The sequence below is a fragment of the Candidatus Devosia phytovorans genome (genome assembly GCA_029202405.1).
Lineage (GTDB): Bacteria > Pseudomonadota > Alphaproteobacteria > Rhizobiales > Devosiaceae > Devosia > Devosia phytovorans.
In genome coordinates this window covers 1,835,467-1,858,369 of record CP119312.1, presented here as the reverse complement: position 1 = coordinate 1,858,369, position 22,903 = coordinate 1,835,467, and the positions used below count along the sequence as shown (strand labels likewise).

At 62.1% G+C, this 22,903-nt stretch carries 26 protein-coding genes and 3 tRNA genes; 18 read left to right on the top strand and 11 right to left on the bottom strand.

The genetic code is table 11. The features are described from left to right. Positions 1-42 precede the first annotated feature (42 nt). From recJ to P0Y65_09265, 4 genes are all read left to right on the top strand, one after another. Entirely contained in the window at positions 43-1,833 is a 1,791-nt protein-coding gene (recJ, locus tag P0Y65_09280) for a single-stranded-DNA-specific exonuclease RecJ (protein ID WEK06413.1), read from the top strand. Positions 1,834-1,909: 76 nt separating this feature from the next. Continuing rightward, positions 1,910-3,244: an FAD-dependent oxidoreductase gene (locus P0Y65_09275; protein WEK06412.1), complete on the top strand. Its 1,335-nt coding sequence runs from the start codon at positions 1,910-1,912 to the stop codon at positions 3,242-3,244. Continuing rightward, positions 3,241-4,014, top strand: a complete 774-nt coding sequence (locus tag P0Y65_09270) for a DUF1365 domain-containing protein (protein WEK06411.1) — start codon at positions 3,241-3,243, stop codon at positions 4,012-4,014. The genes P0Y65_09275 and P0Y65_09270 overlap by 4 nt, the downstream gene beginning before the upstream one ends. A 25-nt stretch (positions 4,015-4,039) precedes the next feature. Then, the gene (locus P0Y65_09265; GenBank protein ID WEK06410.1) at positions 4,040-5,275 is read left to right on the top strand and encodes a cyclopropane-fatty-acyl-phospholipid synthase; all 1,236 of its coding nucleotides are present in this window, start codon (positions 4,040-4,042) and stop codon (positions 5,273-5,275) included. On the opposite strand, the gene P0Y65_09260 is transcribed toward P0Y65_09265, so the two are convergent. The 3 genes from P0Y65_09260 to P0Y65_09250 are packed head-to-tail and all read right to left on the bottom strand — an operon-like array spanning position 5,276 to position 7,265. Beyond that, the gene (locus tag P0Y65_09260) at positions 5,276-6,028 is read right to left on the bottom strand and encodes an SDR family NAD(P)-dependent oxidoreductase (protein WEK06409.1); all 753 of its coding nucleotides are present in this window, start codon (positions 6,026-6,028) and stop codon (positions 5,276-5,278) included. Positions 6,029-6,033: 5 nt separating this feature from the next. Further along, positions 6,034-6,684, bottom strand: coding sequence for a ChrR family anti-sigma-E factor (locus P0Y65_09255; GenBank protein WEK06408.1), 651 nt, complete (start codon positions 6,682-6,684; stop codon positions 6,034-6,036). After that, a complete protein-coding gene (locus tag P0Y65_09250) occupies positions 6,681-7,265 on the bottom strand; it encodes a sigma-70 family RNA polymerase sigma factor (GenBank protein ID WEK06407.1) in 585 nt (194 codons plus the stop codon). The genes P0Y65_09255 and P0Y65_09250 overlap by 4 nt, the downstream gene beginning before the upstream one ends. Before the next feature lie 149 nt (positions 7,266-7,414). Here P0Y65_09250 and P0Y65_09245 point away from each other — a divergent pair, with 149 nt between their 5' ends. From P0Y65_09245 to P0Y65_09220, 6 genes are read left to right on the top strand one after another with little or no spacing between them, the layout of a single operon-like run. Beyond that, entirely contained in the window at positions 7,415-8,368 is a 954-nt protein-coding gene (locus P0Y65_09245; GenBank protein ID WEK06406.1) for an ABC transporter substrate-binding protein, read from the top strand. A 23-nt stretch (positions 8,369-8,391) separates the two neighbouring features. Next, positions 8,392-9,402, top strand: a complete 1,011-nt coding sequence (locus P0Y65_09240) for an iron chelate uptake ABC transporter family permease subunit (protein ID WEK06405.1) — start codon at positions 8,392-8,394, stop codon at positions 9,400-9,402. Beyond that, positions 9,402-10,454, top strand: coding sequence for an iron chelate uptake ABC transporter family permease subunit (locus tag P0Y65_09235; GenBank protein WEK06404.1), 1,053 nt, complete (start codon positions 9,402-9,404; stop codon positions 10,452-10,454). The genes P0Y65_09240 and P0Y65_09235 overlap by 1 nt, the downstream gene beginning before the upstream one ends. A gap of 19 nt (positions 10,455-10,473) precedes the next feature. Next, positions 10,474-11,295 (top strand): ABC transporter ATP-binding protein, encoded by an 822-nt coding sequence (locus tag P0Y65_09230; GenBank protein WEK06403.1) that lies wholly within the window; start codon positions 10,474-10,476, stop codon positions 11,293-11,295. Positions 11,296-11,347: 52 nt separating this feature from the next. Further along, the gene (locus P0Y65_09225) at positions 11,348-11,608 is read left to right on the top strand and encodes a ribbon-helix-helix protein, CopG family (GenBank protein ID WEK06402.1); all 261 of its coding nucleotides are present in this window, start codon (positions 11,348-11,350) and stop codon (positions 11,606-11,608) included. Next, complete coding sequence (locus P0Y65_09220; protein WEK06401.1) at positions 11,608-11,919, top strand: type II toxin-antitoxin system RelE/ParE family toxin; 312 nt, start codon at positions 11,608-11,610, stop codon at positions 11,917-11,919. The genes P0Y65_09225 and P0Y65_09220 overlap by 1 nt, the downstream gene beginning before the upstream one ends. Here the strand turns inward: P0Y65_09220 and P0Y65_09215 are convergent. From P0Y65_09215 to P0Y65_09195, 5 genes are all read right to left on the bottom strand, one after another. Then, positions 11,916-12,302, bottom strand: coding sequence for a YbaN family protein (locus P0Y65_09215; protein ID WEK06400.1), 387 nt, complete (start codon positions 12,300-12,302; stop codon positions 11,916-11,918). The genes P0Y65_09220 and P0Y65_09215 overlap by 4 nt on opposite strands. 76 nt (positions 12,303-12,378) lie before the next feature. Beyond that, positions 12,379-12,453 (bottom strand) — tRNA-Glu (locus tag P0Y65_09210). A gap of 48 nt (positions 12,454-12,501) precedes the next feature. Beyond that, positions 12,502-12,576, bottom strand: a tRNA-Glu gene (locus tag P0Y65_09205). Positions 12,577-12,651: 75 nt separating this feature from the next. Beyond that, positions 12,652-13,128, bottom strand: coding sequence for a D-Ala-D-Ala carboxypeptidase family metallohydrolase (locus P0Y65_09200; protein ID WEK06399.1), 477 nt, complete (start codon positions 13,126-13,128; stop codon positions 12,652-12,654). A gap of 180 nt (positions 13,129-13,308) precedes the next feature. Beyond that, positions 13,309-13,725, bottom strand: a complete 417-nt coding sequence (locus P0Y65_09195) for a VOC family protein (protein WEK06398.1) — start codon at positions 13,723-13,725, stop codon at positions 13,309-13,311. A 159-nt stretch (positions 13,726-13,884) separates the two neighbouring features. Here P0Y65_09195 and P0Y65_09190 point away from each other — a divergent pair, with 159 nt between their 5' ends. Both P0Y65_09190 and P0Y65_09185 read left to right on the top strand, forming a co-directional pair. Then, entirely contained in the window at positions 13,885-14,499 is a 615-nt protein-coding gene (locus P0Y65_09190; protein WEK06397.1) for a cold-shock protein, read from the top strand. A gap of 10 nt (positions 14,500-14,509) precedes the next feature. Further along, entirely contained in the window at positions 14,510-14,992 is a 483-nt protein-coding gene (locus P0Y65_09185) for a DUF192 domain-containing protein (protein WEK06396.1), read from the top strand. Here the strand turns inward: P0Y65_09185 and P0Y65_09180 are convergent. After that, a complete protein-coding gene (locus tag P0Y65_09180; GenBank protein ID WEK06395.1) occupies positions 14,989-15,678 on the bottom strand; it encodes a hemolysin III family protein in 690 nt (229 codons plus the stop codon). The genes P0Y65_09185 and P0Y65_09180 overlap by 4 nt on opposite strands. A 177-nt stretch (positions 15,679-15,855) precedes the next feature. On the opposite strand from P0Y65_09180, the gene P0Y65_09175 reads away from it, so the two are divergent. Further along, the gene (locus tag P0Y65_09175; GenBank protein ID WEK06394.1) at positions 15,856-16,305 is read left to right on the top strand and encodes a metalloregulator ArsR/SmtB family transcription factor; all 450 of its coding nucleotides are present in this window, start codon (positions 15,856-15,858) and stop codon (positions 16,303-16,305) included. 8 nt (positions 16,306-16,313) lie between these two features. Here P0Y65_09175 and P0Y65_09170 read toward each other — a convergent pair. Both P0Y65_09170 and P0Y65_09165 read right to left on the bottom strand, forming a co-directional pair. Continuing rightward, positions 16,314-16,390: transfer RNA gene (locus P0Y65_09170), tRNA-Arg, on the bottom strand. A gap of 47 nt (positions 16,391-16,437) precedes the next feature. Then, positions 16,438-17,487 carry a LacI family DNA-binding transcriptional regulator gene (locus P0Y65_09165; GenBank protein ID WEK06393.1) on the bottom strand — a complete coding sequence of 350 codons (1,050 nt, stop codon included), beginning with the start codon at positions 17,485-17,487 and terminating at the stop codon, positions 16,438-16,440. 212 nt (positions 17,488-17,699) lie between these two features. Here P0Y65_09165 and P0Y65_09160 point away from each other — a divergent pair, with 212 nt between their 5' ends. From P0Y65_09160 to P0Y65_09140, 5 genes are all read left to right on the top strand, one after another. Next, complete coding sequence (locus P0Y65_09160) at positions 17,700-18,941, top strand: ABC transporter substrate-binding protein (GenBank protein WEK06392.1); 1,242 nt, start codon at positions 17,700-17,702, stop codon at positions 18,939-18,941. A 97-nt stretch (positions 18,942-19,038) separates the two neighbouring features. Beyond that, positions 19,039-19,980 (top strand): sugar ABC transporter permease, encoded by a 942-nt coding sequence (locus tag P0Y65_09155; protein WEK06391.1) that lies wholly within the window; start codon positions 19,039-19,041, stop codon positions 19,978-19,980. A 14-nt stretch (positions 19,981-19,994) separates the two neighbouring features. Continuing rightward, positions 19,995-20,906: a carbohydrate ABC transporter permease gene (locus P0Y65_09150; protein WEK06769.1), complete on the top strand. Its 912-nt coding sequence runs from the start codon at positions 19,995-19,997 to the stop codon at positions 20,904-20,906. Between the two features lie 4 nt (positions 20,907-20,910). Next, complete coding sequence (locus tag P0Y65_09145; GenBank protein ID WEK06390.1) at positions 20,911-21,993, top strand: ABC transporter ATP-binding protein; 1,083 nt, start codon at positions 20,911-20,913, stop codon at positions 21,991-21,993. Between the two features lie 158 nt (positions 21,994-22,151). Then, the gene (locus P0Y65_09140; protein WEK06389.1) at positions 22,152-22,901 is read left to right on the top strand and encodes a sugar phosphate isomerase/epimerase; all 750 of its coding nucleotides are present in this window, start codon (positions 22,152-22,154) and stop codon (positions 22,899-22,901) included. Positions 22,902-22,903 lie beyond the last annotated feature (2 nt).

The following is a 22,903-nucleotide window of genomic DNA, read 5'->3' as shown; positions in this document are numbered from 1 at the left end:
CAACCCCTTCCCACCCATGCCCAAATCGCTTAACCCTCCTCCATGCTTGATGCCTCGCGCCCATTCCTCGACGTTTCCCGTTCCGTCACCGGACGCATGTGGAGCGATCGGCTGGATATCGGCACCACGCGCACGGCCACGGCCATTGCCCAGCGCGCCGGCATTTCCGAAATTCTCGCTCGCATTCTCGCGGCGCGCGGTGTTGGCCTCGACGAAGCCGCGGCCTATCTAGAGCCCACCATCCGCAATCTGATGCCCGATCCGTCGACGCTGACCGCCATGGATCCGCTGTGCGAGCGGCTGGCCCAGGCCATCACCGACAATGAAGCCATCGCGCTGTTTGGGGACTATGACGTCGACGGCGCCTGTTCCTGCGCGCTCATGGCCCGCTACCTGCGCCACTTCGGCATCGAGCCGCAGGTGCATATCCCCGACCGCATCTATGAAGGCTATGGCCCCAATATCGCGGCCATGGACAAGCTGATCGACGCGGGCGCAACTCTCATCATCACGCTCGATTGTGGCACCACCAGTTTCGCCCCCATCGCCCATGCCCGCAGTCGCGGCGCCGATGTGCTGGTCGTCGATCACCATCTGGCCGATCACGCTCTGCCCGAGGCCAATGCGCTGGTCAATCCCAACCGCCCCGACGACATCTCCGGGCTCGGCTATCTCTGCGCCGCCGGCGTCACCTTCATGACCCTGGTCGCCACCAACCGCGCTTTGCGTAACCGCGGCGATACGGGTCTGCCCGACCTTTTGAAACTGCTCGATCTCGTGGCGCTCGCCACTGTCTGCGACGTCGTCCCGCTCACCGGCCTCAACCGCGCCTTCGTTTTGCGCGGGCTCGAAGTGGCGCGTCGCGGCGACAACAAGGGCATGGCCGCGCTGGCTCTGGCCGCGCGCCTGTCTGGTCCAATCAATCCCTATCACCTCGGTTTCCTGCTCGGTCCGCGCATCAATGCCGGCGGCCGCATTGGCAATGCCGCGCTGGGCACCGAGCTGCTGACCGTCGACGACGAACATCATGCCCTGGCCATTGCTGCCCGGCTCGACGAACTCAATACTGAACGCCAGCGCATCGAGGTGGAAGCCGTCGAAGAGGCGGCCGCCGTCGCCGAACTCGAAATCGGCAGTGGAGAGGGCCCGCCGGTTCTCGTGCTGGCCTCCGCCAACTGGCATCCCGGCGTTGCCGGTCTCATCGCCTCGCGCCTCAAGGATCGGTTCGAGCGCCCCACCTTTGCCATTGCGCTGCAACCAGACGGCACCGGCACCGGCTCCGGCCGCTCCATGCCCGGCGTCGACCTCGGTCGCGCCGTGATCGAGGCTGTGGAGCAGGGCCTGCTGGTCAAGGGCGGCGGCCATGCCATGGCGGCGGGCATCACCATCAAGCAGGACCAGCTCGGCGCCTTCCGGTCCTTCCTTGCCGCAAAACTCTCGACTGACGTCTCTGCCGCCCGTGCCGCGACGGCCCTGCCGATCGACGCGGCGCTGACCGCCCGTGGCGCCAGCATCAACCTCGTCCACGATCTGGAAAAAGCCGGTCCCTATGGCGCCGGCAATCCTGGCCCGCTGTTTGCCTTCCCGGCTCACCGCGCCCGCTATGCCCAGATCGTCGGCAAGGGCGGACATGTCAGCTTCACCCTTACTTCAGAAGACGGCGCGCGCCTCAAGGCCATCGCCTTCCGCGCCGCCAATACCGCCATCGGCGATGCTCTGTTGCGCGACAATGATGCTGCTTTCCATTTCGCTGGAGCCCTGTCCATCGATCACTACCAGGGCCGCGAACAGGTCCAGTTCCGTTTGACGGATTTGGCTAAACCCAAGTCATAAAAGAAACTTTGCGCTGATCCACGTCGTTCTTCTCTGCGTAACAAGCCTGTCGCAAAGACGCGGAGACTGCCCGACCATGACGCAAGCCACGATCGCCATTATCGGTTCGGGAATATCCGGCCTGTCCGCCGCGTGGCTGCTGTCAAAATCCCATCAGGTCACGCTGTTCGAAAAGAACGCGGTTCTGGGCGGGCATTCCAATACCCTCCTGGCGCCCACCCCGCAGGGCGACGTCCCGGTTGATACCGGCTTCATCGTCTACAACGAGAAGAACTACCCGAATCTGACCGCCTTCTTCGACCACTTCGGCGTCGAGACCGCGCGCTCCTTCATGAGCTTTGCCGTGTCCTGCGGGGAAGGTCGCATGGAATATTCCGGCGAGTATCTCTGGGGTCTGTTCGGCCAGCGCCGCAATATCATCCGGCCGCGCCACTGGCAGCTGGTCAGCGATATCATGCGCTTCTTCCGCGAGGCGCAGGGACAGATCGCGCTCTGTACCGACGACCTTTCCATCGGCGAGTTCCTCGTCCGCTTCGGCTATTCGGAAGCCTTCATCGAAGACCATATCCTGCCCATTTCGGCCGCCATCTGGTCGACGCCCTCGCGCGGCATGCTGGATTTTCCGGCCAGAACCTTCATCGAATTCTTCTCCAATCACTCGCTGCTTCAGGTGCTCGGCCGGCCGCAATGGCGCACCGTCAAGAACGGTTCGCGTCAGTATATCGACAAGCTCACCGCCGCGACCGATCTGGAAACCGTGCTGAAGGCCGATATCACCGCCGTGCGACGCCATGCGCAGGGTGCGGAAATCTACTTCGCCGATGGCAGCCATCGCCATTTCGATCAGGTGGTCTTCGCCACCCATGCCGACCAGGCGCTCAAGCTCATCGCCGATCCGACCGAAGCCGAGGGCAGGGTGCTCTCCGCATTCCGATTTACCCCCAATCGCGCCGTGCTCCATTCCGATCCGAGCTTCATGCCCAAGCGCCGACATCTCTGGTCGGCGTGGAACTACCTGCGCGCCGGTAACGGCGAGGAAGGGCTAAGCCTGACCTACTGGATGAACAAGCTGCAGCCGCTGCAGACCACGCGCAGCCTCTTCGTGACGCTCAATCCGCATCGCGAGATCGCGCCAGAAAGCGTCATCCATCAGGTCGACTACGAACACCCCCTGTTCGATGCCGAAGCCGTGGCGATGCAGCAGCACCTCTGGCAGATCCAAGGCCAGAACCACACCTGGTTCGCCGGCGCATGGATGGGTTACGGCTTCCACGAAGACGGGCTGCAGTCCGGCCTTGAAGTGGCGGAGCGCATCGGCCCGGTCCAGCGCCCCTGGCAGGTCACCGCGCAGCGCGGTCGCATCGCGCACAACTGGGCCCAGGGAGACCAGCGCCTGTGGGCGGCCGAGTGATAGACACGGACAGCGTCCCGGGCGCCATCTACGTCGGCGACGTCGTGCACAAGCGCGCCCGGCCCAAGCGTCACTCGCTGCGCTACCGGGTTTTTTCCATGCTGGTCGATCTCGACAGACTTGATTGTCTGGATGAGAAACTGCGGTTCTTCTCCTTGAATAGATTCAACCTTGTCTCGCTGGTCACCAGCGACTTTGGCGCGCGCGACGGCTCCAGCATCGCCGCCTTCATCCACCGCCAGGCCGCGGCCGCAGGCGTGGGTAACATCGCCCGCATCCGCATGCTGGCCTATCCGCGCCTTCTCGGTTTCGCCTTCAATCCAATCACGGTCTACTATTGCGAGGATGCAGCCGGCGTCGTGCGCTTCATGGCCTATGAGGTCAGCAACACCTTCGGCGAGCACCATTTCTATCAGGCGGGCGTCACCCCGGTGGATGGCGAAATCCGCCACGAGGCCGACAAGGCGCTCTACGTTTCGCCCTTCAACACCATGGAGGGGCGCTACCGATTTTCCGTGCGTCCGCCCGCCGAAAATGTCTTTCTCGGCGTGACCTTGTCGGACGAAGAGGGTGGTCTGCTGACGGCTTATTTCGAGGGCGAAGAGCGCGCGTTGACCGACGCTACGCTGTTGAAACTGCTGCTTGCATATCCCTTTATGACCGCTAAAGTGGTCGCGGGCATACACTGGGAAGCACTGCTTTTGTGGCTCAAGGGTGTGCCGCCCACGCTTAAACTAAGGCGGCCCGTCAAGCGCCGCGAGCAAATCTAAAACAGATTTCGGATCAAGCGGCACGATGAACAAGACCGTCGTAGAAACAGGCAATACCGGCATCACGCCGTGGACCAGGCTCGTCTCCTGGGCCGTCGAAAAGATCGGCTACAAGGCATTGGGCAAGCCGCGTCATGGCGCCGTGACCGTCATCCTGCCCAATGGCAGGACGCGCACGCTGGGCGATCCGGCCACCGGCGAGCATTCGGTGCTGCGCCTCAACAATTTCCGCGTCATCACCGAGGCCATGCAGCGTGGCACGGTTGGTTTTGCCTCGGCCTATATGAATGGCGACATCGAGGTCGATGACCTGACGGCGCTGTTCCGCTTCTTCCTGCAGAACCGCGACATGTTCGAGAACGCCAATCCGGGCTTTTTCCGCCGCGCTGCCAGCGACCTGCACTATCACATGTCGCGTCGCAACACGCTCGAAGGCTCCAAGAAGAACATCGCCGAGCACTATGATCTCGGCAATGATTTCTACGGTCAGTGGCTCGACCCCTCGATGACCTATTCCTCGGCCATCTTCCAGTCCGGCGACCAGAGCCTCGAGGAAGCCCAGCGCGCCAAATACCGTCGCGTCGCCGACATGGCCGGCGTCACGCCAGGCTCCTCCGTGCTCGAGATCGGCTGCGGCTGGGGCGGCTTTGCCGAAACCGTCGCCCGCGACTACCAGGCCAACCTGCGCGGCATCACGCTTTCGGCGGAGCAGCTCAAATATGGCCAGGAGCGCCTCGCGCGCCAAAACCTCGACGGCTTCGCCAAGCTGGTCTTCGAGGACTATCGCCATACCGAGGGGCAGTTCGACCATATTGGCTCGATCGAGATGATCGAGGCCGTGGGCGAGGACAATTGGCCGAGCTATTTCCAGACGGTGCATGATCGCCTCAAGCCCGGCGGCACCGCGGCCATCCAGGCCATCACCATCAATGAGGCCGATTTCGACGGCTACCGCTCCGGCCCCGATTTCATCCAGCGCTACATCTTCCCCGGCGGCATGCTGCTGACCAAGACGGTGATGAAGGACTTCGGCGACAAATATGGTCTGGTGCTGGAAAACGTCGACACCTTCGGCATTTCTTACGCCAAGACGCTCAAACTCTGGCGCGAGCGCTTCCTCGAACGCTGGCCCATGATCGCCCCGCTCGGCTACGACGAAGTCTTCAAGCGCAAATGGGTCTACTACCTGAGCTATTGCGAAGCCGGCTTCACCGAGGGCTCCATCGACGTCGGCATCTACCAATACCGCCGTCCGGCCTGATCAGTCCTTCGGTAGCATCTTGCCGGTGAGCCAGAAGAAGACGGGATAGGGCAGCCAGCGCACCGTCTTCATCAGCCAGACCATCCGCTTGGGAAAGGCAATCTCGAAGCGGTCGGAATGCGTGAGACCATCGACAATCCGCTTCGCCGCATCATCCGTCTCCATCAGGAACGGCATCGGGAAATCATTCTTGTCGGTCAGCTCCGATTTGACGAAGCCCGGCGCGATCATCCGGACCTTGATGTTCTTCGGCGCCAATTCGCTGCGCATCGTCTCCAGCAGGTTGATGATCCCCGCCTTGGTTGACGAATAGGCCGCCGAACGCGGCAGGCCGAAATAGCCGGCCACCGAGGCGATCGCCGCAAAATGCCCGCCGCCCTGGCTTTCCATCTGCTTGAGCAGCGGATCGGCAATCCGCAGCAGGCCGAGATAATTGGTGTCGACGACCTTTTCGAATTTTTCGAACGCATAGTCGCCCACATCCATGGGCTGCCAGGCTGCTGCGCCGAAGACGAAAAGATCGATCCGCCCGAGATCTCCCACGATAGCCTCGATCACCGTCCCGATCGCCTCGCGATCGGTCACATCGAGCGCATAAGGCCGGATCGCCGGACTGGCCTTGGCCACCGCATCGAGCTTGTCCTGCCGGCGGCCCGAGATCGCCACCGTCCAGCCGCGGTCGGCAAGCAGCTTGGCCACGGCCGCGCCAATGCCCGATCCACCACCGATAATCCACGCGACACCTGGCTTCATTTGTCTCAAATCCCGAACAGCGGTTGCAGTGCGCGCATCAACCGGCCGCGGAAGTTGAGCTTGGCATCCACCGCCACGAGGCAGATGCAATCAGGGCCCGGTTCGGCAATCGGCTGATGCTCGACATCCTCGTCGTGATCGGCAATGTCGCCACGCGCGAACACGCCGAAGCGGTCGCGATAGGAACCCTCCAGGATCAGCGTCAGTTCCAGCCCGCCATGCCCATGCTCGGGCACGCTGCGACCGCCGGCCACGCGCAGCAGCATCAGCCGCGACTTGCCGTCATCGCCCCAGGCCAGGTCCGCCGTCGCCACGCCCGGTCCGTTCCACTTCCAGCGCACACCCTCCAGCCCATTGGGCAGGAAGGCCTGCAAGGGCAGGGGCACATAGCTCTCGGTTGGTCCCTTCTGCACGACCGGGTCGATCTTCTGACCATCCACCGCGCCCAGCAGCCGGTCGAGCGCGCCATCCGACAGGGCAACCGGCGTTTCGTCGGCCAGCAGCGCCCCGCCGATCCCTTCCATGCGCCGCACGATCTCGCGCCCGCCTTCCGACATCGCCAGATGCGTTGCGATCACCGTGGCATAGGGCATGTCCAGCGTGCCGGCGCTGAAGGCCATCAGCGTCGAAATATCGGGATGGTGTTGGATACTCATTGCAAATCCTCCAGCAAGGGCCGGAGCCGTTCATAGGCAAGGCGCAGTCGCGATTTGACGGTGCCCAGGGGGATACCGATCGCCTCGGCGATCTGGGCATGGGGCATGTCGTGGATAAAACTCAGTCGCACCACCTCACGCTGCTCCTCCGAGAGCGAGCCCAGCGCCGCAGTCACCCGGTCCACCACCTGATGTTGCTCGACCACTGCACTGCCCAAGGGACTGTCGCTGACCAGTGCGACCTTCTCCAGGTCCTCATAGGGCTTGTTGCTCTGCCGCCGCAGCTGGTCGATGCGCAGGTTGCGGGCGATCGTGAATATCCACGTCGTCACCGCGCCGCGCTGGCTGGAATAGAGCGGCGCCTTGCGCCAGACGGTGAGGAATGTCTCCTGCACCAGGTCCTCGGCCAGCGCATCGCTGGCGCCCAGCTTGAGCAGCATGGATTTCACCCGCGGTCCGAGCTGGCCGAACAGGTCGGCCAGCGCCGAGCGGTCCTGCTTCTGGGCGATGCGCAGCACGAGCTGGCCCAGGTCCTGTGGGCCGGGCAGGGTGGAGAAGTCGCCCAAATCGGAATTCGTCATCACTACCGCATACATCGGCCGCTCCGGCTGTGTAAGCCCTCTACGCAGCGGGGTCAAAGATGGATCAACCACCCCGAAACATGACTTGACCCATCAGATTATCCTGCCTTAGGTAGCCTCGGATTCAAACCGGCAAGCGCGAGTTTCCCATGTTTCTCAAGTCACTGCTTTCTGTCTCGGTCGCGGCTCTGGCCCTGGCCCCCGCATTCGCGCAGGCTGAACCGTGGAGCTATACCGACGCGACCGGGCAGACCGTGACGCTCGATGCCATCCCCCAACGCATCATCATGCATCAGGATGCCGCTGCGGGCCTCATTCCATTGGGCATCCGCCCGGTCGGCATTTATGCCGACGGCGCCATATCCGAAGTCAAGGCGCTGGAAGGCCTCGATCTGTCGGGCATCGAGATCGTCGGCCAGAGCTGGAGCGAGGTCGACATCGAAAAGGTCGCTGCATTGCAGCCCGACCTGATCATCGCCGAATGGTGGGATCGCAATGCCGACTGGAGCGGCGGCGAGATCGCCACGCAAATGGCCGAAATTGCCCCGGTCACGGGCCCGGCGGCCGGCGATTCCATCATCGCCATGATCGAGGACTATGAGGCGCTGGCCGTAAGCCTTGGTGCCGATCTGACCGAACCCTCGATAGCAGAAGCCAAGGCGGCCTTTGCGACCTCGCTCGCCGCGTTCAAGGCAGCCACGGGGGCCAAGCCCGGCTTGATCGCCGAAGCCGTCTACACCGGCGCCGATGCCATCTATGTCGCGGATCCCGCCGGCGCTGCCGAATTGCTCGATCTGCAGAGCTGGGGCCTTGATATCGTGACGCCCTCAGGCGTCGATGCGGCCGGCAACAATTACTTTGAGACCGTCAGCTGGGAAAACGCCGACAAATATCCGGCAGACCTCATCATGGTCGATAATCGCTTGTCCTCGACGCTTGAATTGGCCTTGATGCAGCCGACCTGGGAGACGCTGCCCGCCGTCGCCGCCGGTGCGGTCACCGAATGGCCTGCCTTCTGGCTGCGCAACTACGCCGCCTATGCTGGTGCGCTCGACAAGCTGACCGACGCCGTCAACGCCGCCGACGAGGATCTGGTCCCCTAGCGATGACTAGCCTTCCAGCCACCATGACCCGACCCAGGGAGGCCGTGCTCTCGCTTGGCCTTCTGGCGCTGGCCATCGCAGTCGTGGCCGTGGCAATTCTGTCTATAACAGTTGGCGCCCGGCCGGTGACCATCGATACCATCTGGGCAGCTTTTACCGCCTTCGACCCCGCCTCCACCGACCATCGCATCATCTGGGACCTGCGCCTGCCGCGCACCTTGGTCGGCCTTCTTGTCGGTTCAGCCCTCGGTCTCGCCGGCGCCGTGCTGCAGGGCGCTACGCGCAATCCGCTGGCCGATCCCTCGATTCTGGGCATTCACTCCGGGGCTGCCGTTTTCGTTGTACTCGGCGTCTCCCTCTTCGGCATCACTCAGCTCAGCGCCTATGTCTGGCTGGCCTTCCTTGGCGCCGGCGCCGCCATGCTGGTGGTCTATTCCGTGGCTTCGCTTGGCCGCGAGGGCGCCACCCCGATCAAGCTGGCCCTGGCCGGCGCGGCCGTCACCGCCGCCATGCAGTCCATCACCAGCGCAATCCTCCTCACCAGCCCGCGCACGCTCGACGAGATTCGTTTCTGGCAGGTCGGCTCGCTGGTCGGCCGCGGCATGGATATCGTCGTCCAGGTCGCGCCCTTCCTGGCCGTCGGTATCGGCCTGGCCCTGCTGAGCGCCCGCATGCTCGATGGTCTCTCGATGGGTGAGGACGTCGCCCGCTCGCTCGGCCAGAATGTCGGCCGCTCCCGCGCCATCGCCGGTCTGGCCGCCGTTATCCTTGCAGGGGGCGCGACAGCCGCCGCCGGTCCCATCGCCTTCGTCGGCCTCACCGTGCCCCATGTCGCCCGGGCCATCACTGGGCCGAACTACCGCTGGATCCTGCCTTACTCCATGCTGCTCGCGCCCATCCTGTTGCTCGGCTCCGACATTGTGGGCCGTATCCTGGCGCCACCGGGCGAGGTGCAGGTCGGCATTGTCACCGCCTTCATCGGCGCGCCCTTCTTCATCGCGCTGGTCCGCCGCCGCAAGCTGGCGAGCCTGTGATGACCACCATGGACGCCGCCACCGCCGTCAGCACCATCCGCAATAGCCTCGCCCGGCGCCGCCTGTCGATCACGCTGCTGCTCACCGTCTTGCTGCTGTTCGCCGTTGGCCTCTCGCTCTATCTCGGCGACTATTATGTCGCGCCCGAGCGCGTGCTGCAGTCGCTGTTCTCGCCCGTCACCGGCCTCACCGACCGCGGCGTCGATTTCATCGTGCTCAACGTCCGGCTGCCGCGTGCCACCTTGGCTGTGCTCGCCGGCGCGGCCTTTGCGCTCAGCGGAATCATTTTCCAAACGCTTCTGCGTAACCCACTGGCAAGTCCCGATATTATCGGCATCTCGCATGGCGCCAGCGCCTCGGCCGTGTTCTGTATCATCATCCTTGGCTTTTCCGGTGTTGCGGTCTCGCTTGGGGCGCTCATCGGGGCCATCGCCACGGCTCTGATTATCTATGGCCTGTCCTGGCGCAATGGCGTCACCGCCTATCGAGTGGTGCTGATCGGCATTGGCGTTGCCGCTATGATGGCCGCGCTCATGTCCTATCTCTTCACCCGCGCCCGGCTCTTTGAAGTGCAGCAGTCGCTGGCCTGGCTGGTTGGCAGCCTCACCGCGGCCAATGTCGCTGACATCGTGCCACTGGCCTGTGCCATGCTGGTCCTGCTGCCCATCACCATCGCGCTCGTGCGCACGCTCGACGCGCTGCAGCTTGGCGACGATACGGCCACTGCGCTCGGGGCCCGTGTCGAATTTGCCCGCCTCGGCCTGATGCTGTCCGGCGTCGCCTATGCCGCCTTCGCAACGGCCGCTGTCGGGCCTGTCACCTTCGTTGCCTTCGTCGCCGGACCGATCGCCCGCAACCTGCTCGCTGGTGCCGGCAAGGGATTTGTTCAGGCTGCACTCGTTGGTGCACTGGTCATGCTCGGCTCCGATCTGATCGCCCAGCATGCTTTGCCCGATGTGCAACTGCCGGTCGGCGTTGTCACCGGCGTCTTCGGCGCCGGCTTCCTGCTATGGCTGCTCATTGCCTCGAACCGGGCAGGGCGGGTCAATTGAATATGGACTGGAGTTCCCGATGACCACTAAGCACCAACTGCTCGCTGCCGGCATGGATCTGGGCTATGGCGATCGCAAGGTCGTCGATGATCTCAACCTCACCATCCCGCCCGGCAAGCTGACCGTCATCGTCGGCGCCAATGCCTGCGGCAAGTCCACCGTGCTACGCGGCCTCGCCCGCCTGCTTGCTCCAACGCGCGGCGCCGTCTATCTCGACGGCAAGCCCATCCATCAGATGTCGACGCGCGACGTGGCCACTATCCTTGGCGTGCTGCCGCAGTCACCCATCGCCCCCGATGCCATCGTTGTGTCCGATCTGGTCGGCCGCGGCCGCTATCCGCATCAGGGCTGGTTCCGCCGCTGGACGGCAGAGGACGACGCAGCCGTCGCCGAGGCCCTGCGCGCCACCGACACGCTCGAGATCGCCGATCGACCGGTCGACGAACTCTCCGGCGGCCAGCGCCAGCGCGTCTGGATCGCCATGGCGCTCGCCCAACAGACCGATCTGCTATTGCTCGACGAACCGACGACCTTCCTCGACATCAACCACCAGGTGGAAGTGCTCGACCTCCTGACCGACCTCGTCAAGCATAATGGTCGCACTGTGGTCGTGGTCCTCCACGACCTCAACCTCGCCTGCCGCTATGCCGACCACATCGTCGCCATGAAAGCCGGCAAGCTGGTCGCCGAAGGCCGTCCCGCCGACGTCATCACCGAAGCGGTCGTGAAGACCGTCTTCGGCATGGAATCGCGCATCGTCATCGATCCGGTGTCCGAAACCCCCATGATCGTCCCCATCGGCAGGCATCATGTCGGGACGGGGCAAGGCGTCAACGCCTGATTGGACGATCATCGGATTTTGTAATACAAGGTAGTCTCCGGTGGAGGATGCCATGAGCAAACCAGACCTCTCAGATCCCATCACATTGCGTCTGCCCGTCGATGTATTGGCGGAGATCGAGCGCATTGCCGCTGCCTCCGATCGCACGCGAAGCTGGATCATGGTCCGCGCCATGCGGCTATATATCGCTCGTGAGGGCAAGGACGTTCTGGCTATCGCGGAAGGCATTGCGCAGCTTGAGCGCGGTGAGGGGGAGGATGCGGAAGTAGTCCTTGCCGAACTGGAAGCCATCGTTCGCGGCGACGCGGCCTGATGCGCGTTCGCCTGTCTCCGAATGCGCTGCATTATGTGAAACAGGAAGGACAATATCTCCGCCAGCACAGCCCCTCCGCTGCAAATGCATTCGCGCAGCGGATGAAGCAGGCGATGGCTGATCTTTCGCGTTTCTCGCAAGCCGGTTTTGAAGACGAGCAGTCAACCTTTCCGGGGGTCAGACGGCTTGTTCGCCACGGTTATTGGATCGATTACATGTTCCGAGGTGACATGATCTGGGTAACTGCAATCTCCAGCTCAGTGAACACGCCGCTGGCGACACCGGATGACCGGGCGGACTTCGAACTCTAGTTGCTCTCTGCGCGAACCGGCTCCGGTCGCGTCCACACGAACACCGCACAGGCCACCAGCGCCAGCGCTACAAGGCCAAGCAGCCACCACGCTGGCTGCGACCCCAACCAGAACACCACAAGCCCCACACTCATCCCGCCAAGCGCCATCAGCTTGTGGCGGCGTGCGATGGCGCCGTTCTGGCGCCACGCGATGATCGCCGGGCCGAACTGGGGATTGGCCAGCAGCCACGCCTCGGCGCGTTTGGACGAGCGGGCAAAACACCATGCGGCCAGGATCAGCGGTCCGGTCGTCGGCAGTAGCGGCACGAAGATGCCCACGATGCCGATGGCGACCAGCAACAGGCCGGCGATGAAATAAAGGGGGCGGAGGATTTTCGTCACCCGACGGCTATAGGCAATGCCATCGAGACTCGCACGGAGTATTCGACAAGAACAGGAATATATCGAGAAAAAGTCCTGGTACGCCCACGGGGAATCGAACCCCGCTCTGCACCGTGAGAGGGTGCCGTCCTGACCGATAGACGATGGGCGCGGACCTGGAACTGCCAGACACTTTATATCACTTCCGCAAGGGAAGGAATGGTACGCCCTAGGGGAATCGAACCCCTCTCTGCACCGTGAAAGGGTGCCGTCCTAACCGATAGACGAAGGGCGCCTAAGCGCTGGTGAGGGTCGTATAGAGGGGTGATTTGATCCGCGCAACCCCCTTGTGACAAATGCCTAAACTTTTTCAACAGCCCGAGAAAGTGACGGGCCGGTTGTAGCCGCGCGGCCGGTCGCGCACATCCACATGGATGAACTGGCGGCCCGGATAGCAGCCCACGCCGCCCGCCGAGCTGCGGGTAATGGCAAAGGCGATCAGCGCCTGCTTGTCGACGCCGGGGATGTAGAAATCCGCCGCCATGCATTTGGTGTGGTAGGAGTTATCCGCCCCGCCGGCTGCGCTGTTGTGCTGGCCGTCGCGGTAACCCGAGTTCATGATGACCTTACGCCCGAACTGGCCCTCGAACTCCCAGATGAGAAATCTGAGCTTGGGCGATAGGCATAGCGCATTGACCTCGCGGCTCGACACATAGGTGCCCCAGTCATTGCGTTTGCCCGAATAGGCGGAGCCGCCGCTGCTGGCGAACATCGCCATGGGCATGCAAGCGGCGAGCGACAGGGCGCAGACGAGCGTGGCGACTATGGAGCGGAGCGGGGTCTTCATGGCTTCCGAATGACCTCTGTTGCAAGCGCGCAACAGGCAATGGTCCCTTCTGTGAAGCCATTAAAATACGATCAGTTTCGCTAACCGCGCGCTAAGCGCTACGGTTAGCGAAATGCTACTTCGATGCTAACAGTCTGTTAGCCAACTCCGTCCGGATGCGGTGACGGATCGAGACTGCTTCTACCAGCTGCCGGTGTTTTTCATCGACAGCCACGGCTCCTGCGGGGGCAGGGTGCCATCCTGGATCAGCTCCACCGAGATCCCGTCCGGCGAGCGCACAAAGGCCATGTGCCCATCGCGCGGCGGTCGGTTGATGACCACGCCCATATCGCTAAGATGTTGGCAGAGCTTGTAGATATCCTGCACACGATAGGCGAGGTGGCCGAAATTCCGCCCGCCGGTATACTCTTCCGGATCCCAATTATAGGTCAGCTCGACCTCGCCACCCTCATCCCCCGGCGCCTTCAGGAAAATCAGCGTAAACCGCCCCTGTTCGTTCTCCCGCCGCCGCACCTCCTCGAGGCCAAGTCCCTGACAATAAAAGCGAAGACTCGCCTTCACATCGGTCACGCGAACCATGGTGTGCAGGTATTTCATGGGCATTCTCCTTCGATAATTCGCGCCATTGGCCTAGCAAGCTCAAACCATTGCGGCAATTCCAAACAAAGTCTTAACAATTGACCTTGAATCGGACAGAGTGTGATTTGTGTCTAGTACCTCGCGGCGGCGGGGCGAGTATAAAGGGCTTGTGAGAGCATGGGGGCCAAGTTCACTGGCGATCACGACGAGACGGCGGGGCTTTCGCTTGACGGCCGCGCATCCGATGTCACGTCTGCGGGTGGCGACGCCGCTCTCGATACGATCGAAGTTTCGGGCGCTATCAAATGGTTCGATGCCGGCAAGGGCTTTGGCTTCATCGTGCCGGACAATGGCATGGCCGATGTTCTGCTGCATGTGACCTGCTTGCGCCGCGACGGCTTCCAGACCGCCTACGAAGGCGCCCGCATCGTTGTCGAGGCGCTGAATCGCCCCGGCGGGTTGCAGGCATTCCGCGTCATTTCCATGGACGAATCGACCGCTCGCCACCCGGCCCAGATGCCGGCCCCGCGCACCCATGTCGTGGTCGAACCGACCTCCGGCATGGTTCGCCTCGAGGTGAAATGGTTCAACCGCATCCGCGGCTTCGGTTTCCTCTCGGCTGGCGAGGGCACACCTGATATTTTCGTCCACATGGAAACCCTTCGTCGCTTCGGCATCACCGAACTGCGCCCGGGTCAATTCGTGCTGGTGCGCTATGGCAATGGCCCAAAGGGCCTTATGGTCGCCGAAATCCGGCCCGATGGTTGGGGCGACGCGCCGTCCTCCCACTAGGAAATCCAACATGCTGTTCTTCGCCCAAGGCCTCGCTCCGGTGCTCCGCCGCGCCGGCGCCACGATTGCCCTTGCCGCCATGCTGGCGCCGCTTGCAACCATGGCCGACGAAAGCACGCTGGTTCTGCATTCCGAGACCGGTGACCACACCTTCACGGTTGAGGTGGTCGACACGCCTGAGTCCCGCGCCAAGGGCCTGATGTATGTGACGGAACTGGCCGATGACGCCGGCATGCTGTTTGACTTCAAGGAAGAACGCCCGGTTTCCTTCTGGATGATGAACACCTTCATCCCGCTCGACATGATCTTCGTCGATGCAGAGGGCGTCATCCAGAACATCCACGTCAACGCCCGCCCGCATGACGTGACCGGCATTCCCTCGGATGGTCCGGTGCAATTCGTGCTGGAAATCCCCGGCGGCCGCTCGGAAGAGCTCGGCATCAAGGCCGGCGACACTATGGAACATGACCGGGTCACCACACCCGCAGGCTAAAGCCTGTGGATGACCATGCAGTCCATGACGGCCCACAAATGTAGGCTCGCGCCGGTGACAACGAAGACATGCCAGAGCGCGTTCTGGAATTTCAGCGTCTCCCAGAGATGGAAGATGATGCCGAGTGAATAGGTTATTCCACCAGCCAGGATAAGCCACAGCGTCGAGACCGGCAGGCTCTGCGCCAGCGACTGGAACACCAGTATGCCGCTCCAGCCGATCGCGAGATAGAGCAGGATGGCCAGCCGCCCGAAACGGCGCGGCACGATCAGCTTGAGCGCAACCCCGATCAGCGAGGCGCCCCAGACGAAGCTGGTCATCAAGAGGCCCGAGGTCGTCCCGCCGAGTACGGCCAGGAAGGGCGTGTAGGTCCCGGCGATAAAAAGAAAGATGGCTGCCTGGTCGAACCGCGCCAGCCACATTTTCATCGGCGAAACCGGCCACATATTGTAGGCCATGGATACACCCAATACGACAATCAGCGTGCCGATATAGAGCGACAGGGCCGGCACGGCTTCGGGCGCTGTCTCGAAGATCGCCAGTGTCAGCAAGATCGAGCCGGCCACGATGGCGACGATCAGGCCAAAAATATGGACTGCGCCATCCAGGAGCATTTCACCTCGGGTGAACTGGCGCTGGCTGGCACTCCACCAGGTATAGAAGGCCTGTCGCGGTTCGTGGTCCATTATGCCCTTGCGCCCCGTCACCAAGCATTAACGTTACCAATATCCCCATCAACACGCCTGAATGGCTGCGTGGCAAGGCCCAAGGATACAAATGGTGAATAACGGGGATGGCTTTGGTCAGGGTGCTTGACCTGTAACCCTGCCGTTACTACTGCGGTTCAAACTCTGGAACCCAGCATGCCCCCAATCGCCGTCCTCGTTGCCCTTGCCGATCCGACCCGTTGCCGCATCGTCGAAATCCTGCGCGACGGACCACAGCCGGTGCATGTGGTCGCTGGCGCCTTTAAGATCAGCCGCCCGGCCATCTCGCGCCACCTGCGTGTCCTCAAGCAGGCAAAACTGATCAGCGAGAAAAAGGTCGGCCGCGAAAACCGCTACGCCCTGCATGCGGAAAAGCTGAAGCCGGTGGCCGAATGGCTGGCGCAAATTCGCGAAGGCGCAATATCCAGGCAGGCGACACTGCCGGCAAAATCGCCGGCAAAGCGCGCCATACCCAAAGCTGCCGAGCCGTCCAAGGCCGCAGTGCCTGCGGTCAAGACGCCCGAGCCTGTGGTTGTTCCGCTGTTCAAGCAGCCCAAAGAAACCACGCCAGTGCCGCCGGTTTCCCAGATGGGCTTTGATTTCTAGAAAAAGTCTGGCGATCCCGGGAGGACTCGAACCTCCGACCAACAGCTTAGAAGGCTGCTGCTCTATCCAGCTGAGCTACGGGACCAGCGCAGATGAACCCATTTACCCCATTTCGCTGCAAAGGGAATGCCCTCAGGGGCGATTGTTCGTTGAAACTGATGGCGGCGCCGTACTGCCGCGGACAATCAATTCCGAGCTGAGCACCATGTTCATTGGCAGGCGGCTCTGCGGCTGTCCTTCGATGACATCGATCAGCGCCCCAGCCGCGATGCGGCCCAGTGCCTCGCGCGGCTGCCGCATGGTGGTGAGCGGCGGGAACATATGGGCGGAGATATCGAGATCGTCGAAACCCACGACGGATACATCGTCCGGACAGCTCAGTCCGTGCCGTCGAATCGCCGAGAGAAAGCCGAGGGCGCATTCGTCATTGGCGACAAACAGCGCGGTGGGCCGGTCCTCGAGCGCCAGGAACTGACTGGCGGCACTCAGCCCCGCCTCCATCTCGAACGTTCCGCCGAAGAGCCAATCGTCTCGCATGTCGAGACCGGCATCGGCCATGGCCTTGCGAAACCCTGATTCGCGTTGCCCGGTCAAAACATTGCCAAATGGACCGGTGATATGGCCGATCCGTCGATGGCCGAGTGAGATCAGGTGTCGTGTCGCCCGCTCGGCCGCATATGCATTGTCCGTCTTGACGGTATGGAAGGGAGCCAGCGGAATTTCCTCGCAGGCGACCACCAGGGGAACGGGGGCAGGGTGCCCTGTCAACACCATCAATTGTTCCAGGTCGACGGAGCCGTCGAACAGCAGCAAACCATCCACGCGATTGGACAAAAAATAGTCCCGCATGCGTCTTCCGGGATCGTCTGAAAACCTGTTGCTCACCAGCACGCCATAGCCCCGCGCCGCTGCTTCCCGCTCGATGGAATCGAGGATGATCGAAAAGAAGGAATTGCGGATATCGGGCAGTGCCACGAGGATCGTCCGTGCCGTTTTTTGCCGCAACGAGCGCGCCGACTGGTTGGGTGTATAGCCGGTGACACGAACGGCCTCGTCGATGCGTGCACGCGTGCTTTCCCGAACCCTATCGGGGTTCGACAATGCACGGCTCACTGTTGCAGTGGAAACTCCAGAAACCCGCGCAACATCTTGAATCGTCGTCGCTAGCTTGATCAAGGTCATGCCTGCCAGCGCCCCCTCTCGCTGTCAGAAACAGCCATGGTCTAGATCGCTATTGACAGCCGCGCAAGACGTGTATGAAACTAATGCAATCGATTGCGGAGGTTTTGGTGCAATCGATTACACGGCCAGCTCGGGACGTCTCACAAGAAGACAACCTAGCGGCTGGCGACTTCGCGGGAGCTCTGCTCCAAGTGATCGTTGGGAGGACATTGATGAAGAATTTTACGCTGGTTGCCACCATGGCGACCGCTCTGCTTGGCTCCACCGCCGTCATGGCTGCGGACCTGGAAGTGACCCACTGGTGGACCTCGGCTGGTGAAGCCGCCGCCGTCGCCGAATTCGCCCGCGTCTTCGAAGAACAGACTGGCAATACCTGGGTCGACAGCGCCCTGGCCGGTTCGGGCACGGGCGCCAACCCCGTCATCATCAGCCGCATCATTGGCGGCGATCCGATGGGCGCCACCCAGATGAATACCGGCCGCGACGCCGAGGAACTGATCCAGGCTGGTCTTATCCGCGACCTGACCCCGATCGTCGAGGAAATGGGCGGTCTCGACTTCTACGCCGATCCGACGCTGCTCGAGCCCTGCACCTATGACGGCAAGATCTATTGCTTCCCGGTCAATATCCACTCTTGGGATTGGCTGTGGCTCTCGACCGCCGCCTACGAAAAGATCGGTGAGCCGGTTCCCAAGGACTGGAACGAATATGTAGCCTCCTGGCCCAAGCTCGAAGAAGCAGGCATCCTGCCCTTTGGCCTCGCCACCGGCTGGCCCTTCACTGGTATCCCGGGCGTTCTGATGTCGGGCATCGGCGGCGAAGACCTTGTCCTCGCCATCAACCGCGACAAGGATGCCGAAGCCGTTCGAGGTCCGGAATTCCGCAAGGTCGCCGAGGCTCTCGACGGTCTGCGCAAGGTGATCTCGCCTGAAACCATGGTCCCGTCCTTCGGCGACGTCGGCAACCAGCTGCTGGAAGGCACTGCTGCCGGCAATATCCACGGCGACTGGCTGCAGGGCGACCTGCAGGTGGCCGGCGGCGTGCCCGGTGAGAACTACGAATGCCTGCCCGCACTCGGCCTCGGCGACAAGCTGACCGGCGGCGGCGACAGCTTCTTCTTTCCGGTCCTGCCGGAAGGCACCGACCAGGCAGTGATCGACGCCCAGACCGAACTGGCCAAGATCGTCATTTCGCCGGAAGCCCAGCTCGCCTTCAACCTGAAGAAGGGCTCCATGCCGATCCGCACCGACATCGATCTGTCCGGCGCCAATGCCTGCATGGCCAAGGCTCTGGAACTGCTCAAGAACGGCCTGCTCCCCTCGGGTGACTTCGCTCTCTCCAGCGACACCCAGCAGCAGATGCAGGATCTCAACATCGAGTTCCTGGACGACGACAGCATCACGGTCGACGACTATGTCGAGCGCTATGCCTCGATCATCGAGTCCGCTGACTAAGCCCCGTCAGGCCGGGTGATCCCGGCCTCTCATCACTGCAAGCGGTGGTCGGCCTTGTTCGACAAGGTCGGCCACTTTCTTATTGGAGAGATACCTGATGGCGGATATTGCCGTTCAAGCGGGAGAGGGCGCCGGTTCTGTCGGTCGACCCAGTGCCCTGCGGAAATTATTCTTTCACAACCTGTCCGCCAAGGTCGCGGCCCTGCCCATGATCGCCACGGTGCTGGTAGTCTTCATCGGCTGCACCATCTGGACGATCTACTACTCCTTCACCAACTCCAAGCTCCTGCCGACCGGCAAATTTGTCGGCTTCGACCAGTATGAGCGCCTGTTTGCCACCTCGCGCTGGAATGTGTCGGTGTGGAACCTGGTCGCCTATGGCGCCATGTCGCTGATCTTCACGCTGGTGATCGGTTTCATCCTGGCGGTGCTGATCGACCAGAAGATCCGCTTCGAAAGCGCCCTCCGTACCATCATGCTTTATCCCTTCGCCCTCAGCTTCATCGTGACGGGCCTGGTCTGGCAGTGGATCATGAACCCCACGCTCGGCCTGCAGGGCACCTTGCGCAATCTGGGCTGGACCGGCTTCTCCTTCGACTGGATCGCCAATCCTCGCATGGTGCTCTTTGCGCTGCTCATCGCCGGCCTCTGGCACGGCACGGGCTTTTGCATGGTGCTGATGCTGGCCGGCCTGCGCAGCGTCGACGACGAGGTCTGGAAGGCTGCACGCGTTGACGGCATTCCCACCTGGCGCACCTATATTTCCATCGTGCTGCCCATGATGCGCGGCGTGCTGGTCACGGCTGTGGTTATCATCGGCTCCGGCATCGTCCGCCTCTATGACCTGGTGGTCGCGCTTACCAATGGCGGCCCCGGCATTTCCTCCGAAGTGCCCGCCAAATACGTCTTCAACTACATGTTCTCGGGCGGCAATATCGGTCAGGGCCTGGCGGCCGCGACCATGATGCTGCTCACGGTCCTGATCATCATGATCCCCTGGGCCTATCTTGAATTCGGCGGCAAGGGAAAACGCACATGAGCCAGACCGCAACCATGGCGGGCTCCCCGCCCGTCGAAGCCGGCACCGTCGAGGCCCGTGGCCCGCGGCCGAAACCCTTCTTCACCCCGCGCAAGATCATCATCTACACGACGCTGGTATTCTTCTCGCTCTACTACCTGTTCCCGCTTTACATCATGGTCGTGACCTCGCTCAAGACCATGCCCGAGATCCGCTTCGGCAATATCTTCGCCTTGCCGCAGACGCCCAATTTCGACGCCTGGGTCCGTGCCTGGACCAGCGCCTGCACGGGCCTCAACTGTCAGGGTCTGTCGCCGGGGTTCTGGAATTCGGTCAAGATCACTATTCCGTCCACCATCGTCTCGATCTTCATCGCGGCAGTGAACGGCTATGCCCTGATCAACTGGCGCTTCAAGGGGTCGGAGATCTTCTTTGCCATCCTGATCTTTGGCTCGTTCATTCCCTATCAGGTGATGCTCTATCCGCTGGTCATGATCACCCGCGAGCTCAAGATCTTCGGCACGCTACAGGCCGTCATCCTGATCCACACCGTCTTCGGCATGCCCATCCTGACATTGCTATTCCGCAATTACTTCGCGTCATTGCCACAGGAATTGTTCAAGGCAGCCCGCGTCGACGGGGCAGGCTTCTGGCGTATCTTCTTCGAGATCATGCTGCCCATGTCGCTGCCGATTTTCGTCGTGGCATTGATCCTGCAGATCACCGGCATCTGGAATGACTTCCTGTTCGGCGTCGTCTTCGCCGGCACGCAGAACTATCCGATGACCGTGCAGCTCAACAACATCGTCAACTCGGCCCAGGGCACGCCCGAATATAATGTGAACATGGCCGCCACCGTTCTGACCGGCCTCGTTCCACTGACGGTCTATTTCATATCCGGCAAGTGGTTCGTCCGCGGCGTGGCCGCTGGTGCGGTGAAGGGATAATCCAATGCAAAACAGCGTTTCCATCAAAGACCTTTCGCTTAATTTCGGCAGCGTCAAGGTAATCGAGCATCTCAATCTCGACATCGCCCAAGGCGAGTTCATCGTGCTGCTCGGGCCGTCCGGTTGCGGCAAGTCGACCCTGCTCAACTGCATCGCGGGCCTGCTGGAAGTATCCGACGGCCAGATCTTCATCGGGGGCAAGAATGTCACCTGGAAGGAGCCCAAGGACCGCGGCATCGGCATGGTGTTCCAGTCCTACGCGCTCTATCCGCAGATGACCGTCGAACGAAACCTCAGCTTTGGCCTGCGCGTCGCCGGCATGCCCAAGGCAGAGATCGCCAGCCGCGTGCAGCGCGCCGCCGAAATCCTGCAAATCGGCCCGCTACTGCAGCGCAAGCCGGCCAATCTGTCGGGCGGCCAGCGTCAGCGCGTCGCCATCGGCCGCGCCCTGGTGCGCGACGTTGACGTGTTCCTCTTTGACGAACCGCTCTCCAACCTCGATGCCAAGCTGCGCTCAGACTTGCGCGTCGAAATCAAGCGCCTGCATCAGCGGCTCAAGAACACCATGATCTATGTCACGCACGACCAGATCGAGGCGCTGACCCTCGCCGACCGCATCGCCATCATGAAGAGCGGTGTCATCCAGCAGCTCGCCGATCCGCATGTCATCTACAACAAGCCGACCAACCTCTACGTTGCCGGCTTCATCGGCTCGCCTTCGATGAATTTCCTGCCCGGCACGATGCGGGGCGAGACCTTCATCGCCGAGGATGGCACATCCATTCCGCTGGGCGCCTATGATTTCATCGCGACGCCCAAGGGCGAAACCAAGGCCGTGCTGGGTGTGCGCCCGGAGCACATCTTCCTTGGTGACGCTGCCAATGCCATGCCGTTCAAGACCCAGGCGGAAATCGAGATCGTCGAGCCCATGGGCTCGGAAACCCTGGCCTGGACCAAGGTTGCTGGCAAGGCGGTCACCTTCCGCTGCAGCAGCGATATCCCGCTTGCCGTGGGCGACACCGTGACCATCGGCTTCGATATCGCCCGCGGTTCGCTGTTCGACGCGCAGAGCGAGAATCGGCTCTAGTTGGCAGGGTCGGCGGGCAGGGCGCTGCTCTGTTCGCCGGCCGACATTACCTTTCTACCATTCCAGATGCCCGCAGGCGGCGACCAGCACGTTTCCACCCCGCTAAAACGCTGCCATCCCAACGCAACCACCTAATCTAACACATTGAAGAGGCCTAAATGACCGTCCTGTCATTCCAGCTTTACAGCGCCCGCAACTACCCCAATCAGGAAGAGTTTCTCGCCAAGCTTGGTTCGCTTGGCTACACTCAGGTCGAGGGCTTCGGCGGCCTCTATGATGACCCAGCAGCACTGGCGGCAACGCTGAAGAAGAACGGTCTCTCCATGCCGACCGGCCATTTCGGTCCGGCCCAGGCCGCCGACGTTTCGACCACCCTCAAGACCGCCGAAACGCTCGGCATCAAGAAGATCATCGTGCCCCATATCGGCCCCGAGGGCCGCAGCGATGACGAATCCAAGTGGCTCGAACTGGCGGAGACGCTAGCCGGCCACGCCGAGACCTACAAGAAGCACGGGTATGCTTTCGGCTGGCACAACCACGATTTCGAGTTTGTGCCGACCACGTCGGGACGCACGCCGATGGAAATCATCCTCGAGACCGCGCCTGATATCGAATGGGAATGCGACGTCGCCTGGGTCGTGCGCGGCAAAGCCGATCCGATCGCCTGGTTCGACCGCTATGGCAGCCGCATCACCGCTGTCCACGTCAAGGATATCGCCCCCGTCGGCGAGAACCTTGATGAAGACGGCTGGGCCGATGTCGGCCACGGCACGCTCGACTGGGACAATCTGATCGGCAAGGTCCAGGCCAAGACAAAGGCAGAATATTTCGTCGCCGAACACGACAAGCCTTCTGACGAAGTGCGTTTCGCCACGCGCTCGATCGCAACCGCCAGCAAGTGGAAGTAATC